Annotated in this window: 11 protein-coding genes; 6 read left to right on the top strand and 5 right to left on the bottom strand. The window is 68.2% G+C overall.

All coding sequences use genetic code 11. The features are described from left to right. Positions 1-450: 450 nt before the first annotated feature. The 5 genes from HWX39_RS07815 to HWX39_RS07795 all read left to right on the top strand — a co-directional run bounded on the left by HWX39_RS07815 (position 451) and on the right by HWX39_RS07795 (position 6,071). Positions 451-1,434 (top strand): LysR family transcriptional regulator, encoded by a 984-nt coding sequence (locus HWX39_RS07815; RefSeq protein ID WP_175966745.1) that lies wholly within the window; start codon positions 451-453, stop codon positions 1,432-1,434. 30 nt (positions 1,435-1,464) lie between these two features. Next, positions 1,465-2,463 carry a 2-hydroxyacid dehydrogenase gene (locus HWX39_RS07810; RefSeq protein ID WP_175966743.1) on the top strand — a complete coding sequence of 333 codons (999 nt, stop codon included), beginning with the start codon at positions 1,465-1,467 and terminating at the stop codon, positions 2,461-2,463. Positions 2,464-2,644: 181 nt separating this feature from the next. After that, positions 2,645-3,415 carry a 5,6-dimethylbenzimidazole synthase gene (gene bluB / locus HWX39_RS07805; RefSeq protein WP_175966741.1) on the top strand — a complete coding sequence of 257 codons (771 nt, stop codon included), beginning with the start codon at positions 2,645-2,647 and terminating at the stop codon, positions 3,413-3,415. A gap of 232 nt (positions 3,416-3,647) precedes the next feature. Next, positions 3,648-4,817, top strand: a complete 1,170-nt coding sequence (locus HWX39_RS07800) for an MFS transporter (RefSeq protein WP_175966729.1) — start codon at positions 3,648-3,650, stop codon at positions 4,815-4,817. Positions 4,818-4,910: 93 nt separating this feature from the next. After that, positions 4,911-6,071, top strand: a complete 1,161-nt coding sequence (locus tag HWX39_RS07795; RefSeq protein ID WP_175957959.1) for an MFS transporter — start codon at positions 4,911-4,913, stop codon at positions 6,069-6,071. A 150-nt stretch (positions 6,072-6,221) separates the two neighbouring features. Here the strand turns inward: HWX39_RS07795 and fahA are convergent, their stop codons facing one another. Genes fahA through HWX39_RS07770 form a run of 5 tightly spaced genes read right to left on the bottom strand, consistent with a single transcriptional unit; the run spans position 6,222 to position 12,151 of the window. Then, a complete protein-coding gene (fahA, locus tag HWX39_RS07790; protein WP_175966727.1) occupies positions 6,222-7,526 on the bottom strand; it encodes a fumarylacetoacetase in 1,305 nt (434 codons plus the stop codon). Further along, positions 7,523-8,857: a homogentisate 1,2-dioxygenase gene (gene hmgA / locus HWX39_RS07785; protein WP_175966725.1), complete on the bottom strand. Its 1,335-nt coding sequence runs from the start codon at positions 8,855-8,857 to the stop codon at positions 7,523-7,525. The genes fahA and hmgA overlap by 4 nt, the downstream gene beginning before the upstream one ends. 15 nt (positions 8,858-8,872) lie before the next feature. Further along, positions 8,873-10,234, bottom strand: coding sequence for an MFS transporter (locus HWX39_RS07780; RefSeq protein WP_175966723.1), 1,362 nt, complete (start codon positions 10,232-10,234; stop codon positions 8,873-8,875). Then, positions 10,231-10,461: a DUF2783 domain-containing protein gene (locus HWX39_RS07775; RefSeq protein WP_071334001.1), complete on the bottom strand. Its 231-nt coding sequence runs from the start codon at positions 10,459-10,461 to the stop codon at positions 10,231-10,233. Before HWX39_RS07775 ends, HWX39_RS07780 begins: the two co-directional genes overlap by 4 nt. A gap of 28 nt (positions 10,462-10,489) precedes the next feature. Beyond that, on the bottom strand, positions 10,490-12,151 hold the full coding sequence (locus tag HWX39_RS07770; protein WP_175966721.1) for an FAD-dependent oxidoreductase: 1,662 nt from the start codon (positions 12,149-12,151) through the stop codon (positions 10,490-10,492). Between the two features lie 365 nt (positions 12,152-12,516). Here HWX39_RS07770 and HWX39_RS07765 point away from each other — a divergent pair, with 365 nt between their 5' ends. Further along, positions 12,517-13,320 (top strand): EAL domain-containing protein, encoded by an 804-nt coding sequence (locus HWX39_RS07765; protein WP_175966719.1) that lies wholly within the window; start codon positions 12,517-12,519, stop codon positions 13,318-13,320. Positions 13,321-13,350: the final 30 nt, after the last annotated feature.

Raw genomic sequence — 13,350 nt, 5'->3', positions numbered from 1 at the left:
AAATAGACCGGATCCCCGCTAAAAATCGCCGTACGGAATCGGATACGCAAAATTCCCGCATCACCAAAAAACATCCATTATTTCGGCATCTATTGGGGTACGCTTCCCTTAAATACCGGAACAAGCCTGCTCGAATAGTTCGCAACCTATTGATTATCATCAGAAACATTCGCACCGACCATGCTTATTCGAATACTGCACCGCCTTTGAACGGCAGGCATGCAAGACAGCGCAACGTTTAACCCGTTACCCCCGATTTCGATTTTTCGCAACCCGCCCCTTTTCTCAGGTTGACGGATATCGCTTCTGTATTCAACAATCGTCTGCGGAATCGAAAAAAACGATTTTTCGATACGAAGGAAAAACTTGGGGCCGCTCGATGCGCTTACGAGGTTGCGCGGCGTAAAACCACAACCATAATCAATCAACCGGGCCAGAAATACGCAAGCCATGAACCAGATTCAGACCATGCGTGTATTCGTCTGCGTCGCCGAGCAACAGAGCTTCCGGCGCGCGGCGCACCATCTCGGCGTGTCCAATGCACTCGTCACGCGTTCGATCGCGATGCTCGAGGGCCACCTGAACACCCGGCTGATCCACCGCACCACGCGGAACCTGTCGCTCACTGAGGCCGGCGTGCGCTACCTCGACGGGTGCCGGGCGCTGCTCGAGGAGTTCGACCATCTCGAATCGTCCGTCGCGCATGCCGTGCGCGAACCGGCCGGCACGCTGCGCGTCGTCGCGTCGGGCCTGCTGTCGCCGCTTGCGCTGACGCCGCTCGTCAGCAGCTTCCGGCACCGCTACCCGGAATTGCGCGTGCAGCTGACCGTCGCCGAGGCGCCGCTCGACGTGCTCGATTCGGGTTACGACGTCGGCATCGTCACGGGCAACCGGCTCGACGGCAACCCGGCGCTGATCGGCCACGCGCTCGCACCGAACCCGTTCGTCGCGGTCGCGGCGCCAGCCTATCTCGAGCGACGCGGCGAGCCGCGCCTGCCCGACGACCTGCCGGGCCACGACTGGGTCACGCTCGCGCCGCACCAGCATGCGCCCGCGTGGCAGTTGGTCGGCCACGACGGCGTCGCGCATTCCGTCACGGTGCGCCCCGCCTGCACGGTCAACCAGCTCGCGCTCGTCCACGCGGCCGCCGTGGCCGGCGCGGGTATCGCGGTGCTGCCCGAGCCGTGCGTCGCCGACGCGCTCGCCAGCGGCACGCTCGTGCGGCTGATGGCCGGCTACCGGATCGACGATCCCGACACGCAGCTGTCGCTCGTCTACCCGAATCGCCAGTACGTGCCGGCCCGCACGCGCAGCTTCGTCGAGCACGCGCTCGATCACTTCAGCGCGCAGCCGGCCCGCGAACGCGCCGACTACGGCTTCCTGCGGCCGCCGCGCGGGCCCGACCGCTCCGACATCGTCACGGGGCTGCAGTAAACTGCGCGCGTCAGCCTTCGGAGGTGCAGCGTGCGCGTGATCCTGTTCAGCAGCCGGCAGTACGACGACGATTCGTTTGCCGCCGCCAACCGGCAGTTCGGCTATCGGCTGCACTTCCAGCCGTCGCACCTCGACGCGGAAACCGCGATCCTCGCGCACGGCTATGACGTCGTCTGCCCGTTCGTCAACGACACCGTCGATGCGGCCGTGCTCGAACGGCTGGCGGACGGCGGCACGCGCCTGATCGCGCTGCGCTCGGCGGGCTTCAACCATGTCGACCTGGCCGCCGCCGGGCGGCTCGGCATGACGGTCGTGCGCGTGCCCGCCTATTCACCGCACGCAGTTGCCGAGCACGCGGTTGCACTGATCCTCGCACTCAACCGCCGCCTGCCGCGCGCCGTCGCGCGCACCCGCGAAGGCGACTTCTCGCTGAACGGCCTGCTCGGCTTCGACCTGCACGGCAAGACGGTCGGCGTGATCGGCACCGGCATCATCGGCAGCGTGTTCGCGAAGATCATGATGGGCTTCGGGATGCACGTGCTCGCACACTCGGTGCCGCCGTACAACGACGAGCTGATCGCGTTCGGCGCGCGCTATGTCGAGCTCGACGCGTTGCTGCACCACGCCGACATCGTCAGCCTGCACTGCCCGCTGCTGCCGTCGACGCACCATCTGATCAACGAACAAACGCTCGCGCGGATGAAGCACGGCGCGATGCTGATCAACACCGGGCGCGGCGGCCTCGTCGACGCGCAGGCGCTGGTCGACGCGCTCAAGAGCGGCCAGCTCGGCCATCTCGGGCTCGACGTGTACGAAGAGGAAAGCGGGCTCTTCTTCGAGGATCACTCCGACCTGCCGCTGCAGGACGACGTGCTCGCCCGCCTGCTGACGTTCCCGAACGTGATCGTCACGTCGCACCAGGCATTCTTCACGCGCGAGGCGCTCGCCGAGATCGCGCACACCACCCTGTTGAACATCGAGGCGTGGCATGCCGGCACGCCGCAGAACGTCGTGACGGCGAATCGCTGAGAAATCGACGAAACCGGCTCATTTCGTGGTTGCCGGCGCAACCGCAATCGTTTGCTTTTGATCAGCACTGAAAACGCGACCTTTTGCGTCAACAATTCCGCATTTTGTTTCGAATGATGTAACGCGGCCCGCGCGCGGTCTGATATCGTTGCGCCGACGTCATCCCCTGCTTGTGCCGCCCATGCGTTTCGACGACTCCGACATCGCCGCCGTGTACCGCGCCATTTTCGAACGGCGCGACATGCGCCACTTCACGCCGGCGCCCGTCGACCCTGCCGTGCTCGCACGCCTGCTGCGCGCGGCCCATCACGCGCCGAGCGTCGGCTTCATGCAGCCCTGGCGCTTCATCCGCATCACCGATCCGGCGCTGCGCACCGCGATCCATGCGCTGGTCGAGGCCGAGCGTTGTGCGACCGCCGACGCGCTCGGCGAGCGCCAGGACGAATTCATGCGGCTGAAGGTCGAGGGCGTGCGCGAATGCGGCGAGCTGCTGGTCGTCGCGCTCGCCGACGGCCGCGAGCGCCACGTGTTCGGCCGTCGCACGCTGCCGGAGATGGATCTCGCGTCCGCCGCGTGCGCGATCCAGAACATGTGGCTCGCGGCCCGTGCCGAAGGGCTCGGGATGGGCTGGGTATCGCTGTTCGACGTCGACGCGCTGCGTGCGCTGCTGCGGATGCCCGACGGCGCGAAGCCGATCGCCGTGCTGTGCGTCGGGCACGTCGACGCGTTCTACGCGAAGCCGATGCTCGAGCAGGAGCGCTGGGCGGCGCGGATGCCGATCGACGCGTGCCTGTTCGAAAACGGCTGGGACGATCCGGCCGCGATCGATGCCGCCGGCTCGCCGTCGTCGCGCGCGGACGTGGCGGACACGGAGGCGGCAATGGCAACTGGCGCCGACCCGGCAAGCGCATCGGCCACAAGCGTCGACGGCTCGCCCGAACGCATCGCCTGACGCGCACCCCGCCACCGTTGCGCCCCCAACCCATCCAGCGCCGCAATCCCCGCCGAATCCCACACTGTGAGCTTCACGCGCACGCCCCCGTCGCACCTCGGCAACACCCGTTTTGGCCCCAAGCATAGGGGTTTTCACTGAAGTAGAATCGCGGCTGTCGTTCGCCTTTCCGTCCGCCCGCCCCGCGCATCCTGCGCCCGCCCGAGCGGCGGCTTTTCCCGAGCCTACCGCGATGCACTTACCTCTGTTCGCCCTCGCCGTCGCCGCATTTGGAATCGGTACCACCGAGTTCGTGATCATGGGGCTGCTGCCCAATGTCGCCCGCGACCTCGGCGTGTCGATCCCGGCCGCCGGCATGCTCGTGTCGGGCTATGCGCTCGGCGTGACGATCGGCGCGCCGATCCTCGCGATCGTCACCGCGAAGATGCCGCGCAAGCGCGCGCTGATGGGCCTGATCGGCCTGTTCATCGCGGGCAACCTGTTCTGCGCGATCGCGCCGGGCTACGCGGTGCTGATGGCCGCGCGCGTCGTCACCGCGTTCTGCCACGGCGCGTTCTTCGGGATCGGCTCGGTGGTCGCGAGCAACCTGGTCGCCCCGAACCGTCGCGCGCAGGCGATCGCGCTGATGTTCACCGGCCTCACGCTCGCGAACGTGCTCGGCGTGCCGCTCGGCACCGCGCTCGGCCAGGCCTACGGCTGGCGCGCGACGTTCTGGGCCGTCACCGGCATCGGCATCGCCGCGGCCGCCGCGCTCGCCGTCTGCCTGCCGAAGAACCTCGCGATGCCCGACACCAGCATCACGCGCGAATTCAGCGTGCTGAAACATCCGCAGGTGCTGATGGTGCTCGGCATCAGCGTGCTCGCATCGGCCAGCCTGTTCAGCGTGTTCACGTACATCACGCCGATCCTCGAAGACGTGACGGGCTTCTCGCCGCGCCAGGTCACTTACGTGCTGCTGCTGTTCGGCCTCGGGCTGACGGTCGGCGGCACGCTCGGCGGCAAGCTCGCCGACTGGCGCCGGATGCCGTCGCTGATCGCGACGCTCGCGCTGATCGGCGTCGTCCTCGCGCTGTTCGCGGGCACGATGCACGTGCCGTTCGCCGCGCTCGCGACGATCTTCGTGTGGGGCATCCTCGCGTTCGCGATCGTGCCGCCGCTGCAGATCCTGATCGTCGACCGCGCGAGCGACGCGCCGAACCTCGCGTCGACGCTGAACCAGGGCGCGTTCAACCTCGGCAACGCGACCGGTGCATGGCTCGGCGGGATGGCGATCGGCTCGGGCGTGTCGCTGGTGAACCTGCCGTGGGTCGGCGTCGCGATGGCCGTCGCGGCGCTCGCGCTCACGCTGTGGTCGGCGTCGCTCGAACGCCGGCCGGTGGCCGTGCCGACCGAGTACGTGTAACGCAACCCTGCCGCAATCGTTGCGCGCACAACGCCACGCGGACCTGATGGCCTTCATGGACCTTTCAAGGTCCGCGGTGTAGCATCCCCGCCGATGAAAGCCATTCTCAATCGTGATTTCCTTGCGCTGATCCTGAGCGTCGCGGTCGTCGGTCTCGGCACCGGCGCCACACTGCCGCTCACCGCGCTCGCGCTGACCGAGGCCGGACACGGCACCAACGTCGTCGGCATGCTGACGGCCGCGCAGGCCCTCGGCGGTCTCGCGATCGTCCCGTTCGTCACCGCGCTCGCGCGGCACATCGGCTCGCGCCGTGCGATCGTCGTGTCGGTCGTACTGCTTGCTGCAGCCACCGCGCTGATGCAGTTCACGTCGAACCTGATCCTGTGGGGCGCGCTGCGCGTGCTGTGCGGCGCCGCGCTCATGCTGCTGTTCACGATCGGCGAGGCGTGGGTCAACCAGCTCGCCGACGATTCGACGCGCGGCCGCGTCGTCGCGATCTACGCGACCAATTTCACGCTGTTCCAGATGGCGGGCCCGGTGCTCGTCAGCCAGATCGCCGGTGCGACGAGCATTCGCTTCGCGCTGTGCGGCGCGCTGTTCCTGCTCGCGCTGCCGACGCTCGCGACGATCCGGCGCGCGCCGCTCGCCGGCGACGACGCGCATCACGAAGCGCACGGCCGCTGGCTCGACGTCCTGCCGCGCATGCCCGCGCTGATCATCGGCACCGGCTTCTTCGCGCTGTTCGACACGCTCGCGCTGTCGCTGCTGCCGCTCTACGCGATGGATCACGGCGTCGCGAGCGCCACCGCCGTGCTGCTCGCGTCGATCATGCTGTTCGGCGATACCGCGATGCAGTTCCCGATCGGCTGGCTCGCGGACAAGCTCGGCCGCGAACGCGTGCACCTCGGCGCGGGCTGGATCGTGCTCGCCGGCCTGCCGCTGCTGCCGCTCGTGATCGCCAATCCGTGGCTGTGCTGGCCGCTGCTGTTCGTGCTCGGCGCGGCGGCCGGCAGCATCTACACGCTGTCGCTCGTCGCGTGCGGCGAACGCTTCCGCGGCGCGGCGCTCGTCACCGCGAGTTCGCTCGTGTCGGCGTCGTGGAGCGCCGCGAGCTTCGGCGGTCCGCTGGTCGCGGGCGCGTTGATGGAGCAACTGGGCAGCAACGCGCTGGTCGGCGTGCTGGTCGTCTGCGTCGCGGCGTTCGTCGCGGCCGCGCTGTGGGAGCGCCGCACTGCGCTGCAGCGCGCGGTCTGATGCCGGCGCGCAAGCACACCATGGCGCCCCACCCAAACGACGACGGCGCAAACACGCGCCGCCCGGCCACGAATACGCCGATCAACTGCAAAAACGACGACGGCCCGCGCAATGCGGGCCGTCGTGCTCACGGACGCGCGACGTTGCGCGTTACGCCTGCAACGCCGGCAGGATCTTGCCGACACACGCGCCGAAGCCGACGCGATAACCGTCGCCCTGGCACCATCCGGCGAGCGTGAGCTCGTCGCCGTCCTCGATGAACGCGCGGCTGCCGCCGCCGTTCAGCGCAACCGGCTCCTTGCCGTTCCACGTCAGCTCGAGCAGGCTGCCGAACGAATCCTTCGTCGGCCCGCTGATCGTCCCCGAGCCCATCAGGTCGCCGACCCGCGTGTTGCAGCCCGCGACCGTGTGATGCGCGAGCTGCTGCGCCATCGTCCAGTACATGTGCCTGAAGTTCGTGCGGCAGATCGACGTTGCTTCGGCCGCCCCTTCCGCGCGCAGCGTCACTTCGAGCGCGATGTCGAACGCATGCTTGCCCGCGTGCCGCAGATACGCGAGCGGCTGCGGCGACTGCTCCGGCTGCGCGACGCGGAACGGTTCGAGCGCGTCGAGCGTGACGATCCACGGCGAGATCGTCGTCGCGAAGGTCTTCGCGTTGAACGGGCCGAGCGGCACGTATTCCCATTGCTGGATGTCGCGCGCGCTCCAGTCGTTCAGCAGCACCATCCCGAAGATATGCGCTTCCGCGTCCTCGCACGCGATCGGCTCGCCGAGCGCGTTGCCCCGGCCGACGATGAAGCCCGTCTCCAGTTCGATGTCGAGCTTGCGGCATGCGCCGAACACCGGACGCTCCTGGTCCGGCAGCTTCAGCTGCCCGTTCGGACGCCGCACCGGCGTACCGCTCACGACCACCGACGACGCACGGCCGTTGTAGCCGATCGGCATCTCCGACCAGTTCGGCAGCAGCGCATTCTTCGGATCACGGAACATCGAACCGACGTTGGTCGCGTGCTCCTTCGACGAATAGAAATCGGTGTAGCCGGGAATCTCGACCGGCAGATGCAGCGTCGCGTCGCGCTGCGCGACGAGCACCTGCGCGCGCAGCGCCGTATCGTCGCGCAGCCGCGCGTTGTCGCGCGAGAAGAGATCCGACAGTTGCACGCGCACGCTGCGCCACGCGTCGCGGCCGAGCGCGATGAATGCGTTCAGCGTCGGCGCGGCGAACACGTCTGCGCCGGCCGGCAGCGTCACGAGGCCCGCGCGCGCGAGCGCCGCGAGGTCGACGATCTGGTCGCCGAGCGCCACGCCTGCACGGGGCGACGCCTGCGTCGCATCGCTGAAGATCCCGAACGGCAGGTTCTGGATCGGGAAATCGCAGGCAGGATCGTTCGCCGTCTCGACCCAGCTCTTGCGGGCCGGGTCGAGCGTCGCGCGCCAGTCTTGGGTATCGCTCATCGTTGCTCCGGGTTGAAGTGTTTCCTGATGCCTTGCCAGCATTCGAAGTAGTCCGCCTGCAGCTGCGCGGTGTCGAGCGCGTAGCGCGTCGGCCGGATCAGCGTGCGGGTTTCGAACATGAACGCCATCGTCGCGTCGACCTTGTGCGGCTTCGTCGTGTCGCTCGCGGACGCCTTCTCGAACGTGTCCGCGTCGGGCCCGTGGCCCGACATGCAGTTGTGCAGGCTCGCGCCGCCCGGCACGAAGCCTTCCGCCTTCGCGTCGTACGCGCCGTGCACGAGCCCCATGAATTCGCTCGCGACGTTGCGGTGGAACCAGGGCGGGCGGAACGTATCCTCGGCCGCGAGCCAGCGCGGCGGGAAGATCACGAAGTCGATCGTGTCGACGCCCGGCGTGTCGCTCTGCGACTGCAGCACCAGGAAGATCGACGGATCGGGATGGTCGTAGCTGATCGAGCCGATCGTGTTGAACAGGCGCAGGTCGTACTTGTAAGGCGCGTAGTTGCCGTGCCACGCGACGACGTCGAGCGGCGAATGGCCGATGTCCGCGCGCCACAGGCGGCCGTTCAGCTTCGCGATCAGCTCGAACGCACCTTCGCGGTCTTCGTACGCGGCCTGCGGCGTCAGGAAGTCGCGCGGGTTCGCGAGACCGTTCGAGCCGATCGGGCCGAGATCCGGCAGGCGCAGTTGCGCGCCGAAGTTTTCGCAGATGTAGCCGCGCGCGTCGCCGTCCGGCAGCGTGACGGCAAACCGCACGCCACGCGGGATCACCGCGATCTCGAACGGCTCGACGTCGACCCGGCCGAATTCGGTCGCGATGAACAGCCGCCCCTGCTGCGGCACGATCAGCAGTTCGCCGTCCGCGCTGTAGAAGAAGCGGTCCTGCATCGAGCGGTTCGCCGCATACAGGTGGATCGCGCAGCCGTTCATCGCGGCGGCCGAACCGTTGCCGGCCATCGTCACCAGAGCGTCGACGAAATCGGTCGGTTCGACCGGCATCGGCAGCGGATCCCAGCGCAGCTGGTTCGGCGGTGTCGGCGGCACGTCGGCCGAGTCGCCGAATTCCGACACGAGCCGCTGCGGGCCCGCGTACGGCTCGAACGGCCGGTGCACGGCGGCCGGGCGGATGCGGTACAGCCACGAGCGGCGGTTGTGGCCGCGCGGCGCGGTAAATGCGGTACCCGACAGTTGCTCCGCATACAGCCCGTACGGCGCGCGCTGCGGCGAGTTGCGGCCGTGCGGCAGCGCGCCGGGCAGTGCCTCGGTCGCGAATTCGTTCGCGAAACCGCTTTGGTAGCCGGCAGCAGCCGGTTTCGACAGGTCAAGCGTCATCGTTTCCTTTCTCCCTCAATTCATCGCGGCGTTCGGCGCCTGCGCGCCGTTGCGCCGCGTTACTCCGGCCAGGCCCAGGACGAACAGCGCCGAGCACAGCACGGGCACCGCGGCCGCATGGAACAGCGCACCGTTCGACCAGTTGAGCGCAATCAGTTGTCCGCCGACGAGCGGCCCGAGCACCGAGCCGATCCGGCCAATGCCGAGGCTCCAGCCGATGCCCGTCGAGCGCAGCGACGTCGGGTAATACTTGCCCGCGAGCGCGTTCACGGCCGGCTGCCCGCCGACCACGCAGAACCCGCCCGCGAACACGACCACCAGCAGCCACGGCAGCGCGTGCGCGACCGAGCCGATCAGCCCGACCGACACGGCCGCGCACGCGAAGCAGGCGAACAGCACGCGCACGAAGCCGTAGCGTTCGATGAACCAGCCGAGCGACAGCGTGCCGATCACGCCGCCCGTCTGCAGCACCGTGCCGACGATCACCGCCGTGCCCGGCGAATAGCCCGCGTCGCGCATCACGGTCGGCAGCCAGTTCGACAGGAAGTACAGATCGATCAGGTTCATGAAGCTGATCGCCCACAGCAGCAGCGTGACCGGCAGGCGGCCGTGGCCGAACAGCTCGGCGACCGGCGCGCCGGTCGCGGCGCGCTCGCGCACCACGAGCCGCGTGTTCGCGTCGATGCCCGCCTGCGGCGCGAACTGCGCGAGCCAGTCGCGCGCCTGCGCGACACGCCCTTTCAGCACCAGGAACTGCAGCGACTCGGGCAGCCGCGCGACCATCGCGATGGTCAGCACGAGCGGCACCGCGCCGCCGACGAAGAACACCGACCGCCAGCCGAGCGCCGGAATCAGCGCGGCGCTGATGAAGCCGCCGATCGCCGCACCGAGCGTGAAGCCGCACGACACCATCATCATCCGCTTCACGCGATGCGCGGCCGGGCTGAACTCGCCGACCAGCGCCATCGCGTTCGGCATGATGCAGCCGAGGCCGAGGCCCGTGACGAAGCGCAGCGCCATCAGCACGGGAATCGAGGTTGCGAACGGCGTCGCGAGCATCGTCACCGCGAAGAACAGCGTCGAGCCGATCAGCACCGGGCGCCGCCCGATCCGGTCGGCCAGCACCGACAGCCCGAGCGCGCCGAGCAGCATCCCGAACAGGCTCGCGCTGAACACGGGGCCAAGCGCCTGCTTCGGCACGCCCCATTCGGCGATCACGCTCGGTGCGACGTAGCCCATCGCCTGCGCATCGAAACCGTCGATCACGAGGCACAGGCCGCACAACGCGAGCAGCATCCAGTGAAAGCCCGGGCGATGGGTCTCGTCGATCACGCGCTCGACTTCGAGCACGTGCGCACCTGCCGGCGCCGCGCTCATTGCGCCACCTCGGCAGCCGGATGCACGGGCGGCGTCACGCCCTGGCGCGCGAGCGCCATCGCTTCGCGCAGCACGTCGGCGTCGCCGATCTGGTTCGCGAGCAGCAGGATCAGCTTCGCGTTGACGAGCTGGCTGTCGGCGTCGGACAGGTCGCGATGCATGTCGATCAGCGCTTCGTAGAACGCGTCGGGGTCAGCCAGGCGCGGACGGGTGTCGAGTGGGGGCATGACGGTGTCTCCGGTGTCTTGATCGTTTTCAGCGTGCGCAGGTCGCGCGCGCCAGTGCGTCGGCAAGCGCCTGACGGTCTAGCGTGCGCGTGCGGGCACAGACATGCTGGTCGGGACGCAGCAGGTAGAACGTGCCGGGCTTCGCGTCATAGCGCTGCGCGGCAAAACCGTCGACGTCCTCCACGACGTCGACACCCGCCACCGGCTGCGCGTGCCCGGCCGGCACGACGAGCACGGGCCGCACCGGCAGCGCGAGGCCGTCGACGGCCCGCGCGAGCGCGGCCGCATCGCCCGGCAACCCGAACAGCACGCCGGTAAAGCCGCCACCCAGGTGCTGCAGCAGCCAGCCCGACACGCCTTGCGCACGCACCGGCGCATCGGCCGCCGCGGCACCCGGCCGCATCGCGCCTGCGAAGGCGTCGCCGTTGCGATCCGGCGTATTGAGCGGCGAATCGGCCAGCACCGCCGGTACCGACAGGCGGCCGCTGTTCACGAGCTTGCGCGCGAACTCGCAGTCGCGCGCAAGCTTCAGCGTCGCGTCGCGGAACACGCGCGACACCGGGCTCTTCGGCGTGATGAAGTCGGTCGAGCGCGTCGAGTTGCGGATGTTCTCGTCGGCCGCGAACTCGCGCTCGCTCGCATACGTGTCGAGCAGACGGTCGGCCGAACGGCCGTCGAGCACGAGCTTCAGCTTCCATGCGAGGTTGTCGGCGTCCTGCACGCCGCTGTTCGCGCCGCGCGCGCCGAACGGCGACACGCCGTGCGCGGAATCGCCCGCGAACAGCACGCGGCCGTGACGGAACGACGCCATCCGCTGGCAACGGAACGTATAGACGCTCACCCATTCGAGCTCGAACTCGACGTCCGGCCCGAGCAGCGCGCGCACGCGCGGGATCACGCGTTCCGGCTGCTTCTCGGCGACGGGGTCGGCATCCCAGCCGAGCTGGAAGTCGATGCGCCATACGTTGTCGGGCTGGCGATGCAGCAGCACCGATTGATTGGGGTGGAACGGCGGGTCGAACCAGAACCAGCGCTCGGTCGGAAACTCCGCCTTCATCTTCACGTCGGCGATCAGGAAGCGGTCCTTGAACGTGCGGCCGTGGCTTTCGAGGCCCATCATCGTGCGCATCGCGCTGCGCGAGCCGTCGGCCGCGATCACGTACTGCGCGCGCAGCGTCGCGACGCCGTCCGGCGTCTCGATCGTCAGCACCGCGTGTTCGGGCGACTGGTCGATGCCCGTCACCTTGTGCTTCCAGCGGATGTCGATGTTCGGCAGTTCGAACGCGCGGTCGGCCAGGTAGCCTTCGACGTAGTACTGCTGCAGGTTGATGAACGCGGGGCGCGCATGCCCTTCCTCGGGCAGCAGGTCGAACGCGTACAGCTGTTCGTCCTGCAGGAACACCTTGCCGACGTGCCAGCTCACGCCCTTGTCGACGAAGCGCTCGCCGCAGCCGAGCCGGTCGAAGATCTCGAGCGTGCGCTTCGCGAAGCAGATCGCGCGCGAGCCGGTCGACAGCGTGTCGTCGTCGTCGAGCAGCACGACGGGCACGCCCTGCTGCGCGAGGTCGATCGCGGCCGCGAGGCCCACCGGGCCCGCGCCGACGACGATCACCGGGTGAACGGTCGTGTCCTGCGCACGCGGACGGTATTCGAACTTCAGCGTCTGGTAATCGATGCTCATGGTCGCCATCCGCTGCTCAACCCTGCCGGCCGCTCACCGGCATGCCCGTCATCCCGCCCGTCGCCAGCCGGCGCACCGCGCACGCTCTCCCGCGTGCAATGCCTGTCAACCGCCACGTCTCGCTCCTTGCTTCCTGTTGATTCGTGAACGGCGCCGTTTCGCGGCGCCCGCATGCCGCATTTCTTGATCGGCGACAAATCCTGGATTTACGAATAGTAAAACCAATTACGAATAGTGAAATAAACGTAAACCCTAGGCGGAGCGTCGAAGACGGGATAACCATATGAACGAAACGCCGAGCCGAACTTGGCCGGCGCTGCTAATATCAAGCTACGAGGCGGCCCGTTCGGCCGCCGTTTTTCCTTCTTACGCCGATGATTCCGCCCACCATTCCCGAGCTGGTCGCCCGTGCCGGGCAACTGCCGTACCTGCGGGATCACCTCGCGCTCGCCGATGGCGGCACCGCCAGCGCGAACCTGCCCGAGCGCACGCTCGGCAGCGCCTACGAACCGATCTACGACGTGACGATGCCCGGTGCGCCGCAATCGACGTCGTTCGCCGACGCAATCGAGCGCTACGGCGACGAGCTCGGCTTCCAGGCCGTCACGGTCGTCACGGGCGCGCCGCACGATCCGGTCGACTCGGCCGTCGACGACCAGACGCTCGTCGCGATCGACCGCCTGTCGCGCGCGCTGCATGCGATCAATTTCTTTGGCGCACAGCGCCATGGGCTGCTGTTCCTGCGCGTGCACGAACGGCTGCTGAAAAGCGTGAAGTACGACCACGGCAAGCATTTCTCGTCGGTGCTGCAGCGCTTCGGGCTGCCGACCGAGCGGATCGTGATCGAGCTGCCGGCGGTCGCCGTCGCGCACAAGACCTTCCTCGGCTACCTGACGCGCAGCTACCAGCATCACGGTTTCAAGGTCGCGGACAAGCTGCCGGACCCGGGCCGCATCCTCGCGGTCGAATCGGAGATGGCGCGCCCGGACTACATCAAGATGGATGCGGGCATCGCATTGCGCGACGGGATGGTCAAGGCGCTCGTCGCCTATGCGCAGCGTGTGCGGATTCCGCTGATCTTCGACGGCGTCGTCGACGAAACGCAGTGCGAATTGCTGCGCCAGCACGACGTGCGGTTCATGCAGGGGCCCGTGTTTGCGAAGGTCGTGACGGCCTGAGCCTGAGTGGATGAGGTGATCCGCGTGCCG

The sequence above is a fragment of the Burkholderia sp. BCC0322 genome (genome assembly GCF_902833045.1).
Classification (GTDB): domain Bacteria; phylum Pseudomonadota; class Gammaproteobacteria; order Burkholderiales; family Burkholderiaceae; genus Burkholderia.
Note: the sequence above shows the minus strand (reverse complement) of the source record. Positions and strands in the feature narration are given on the sequence as shown.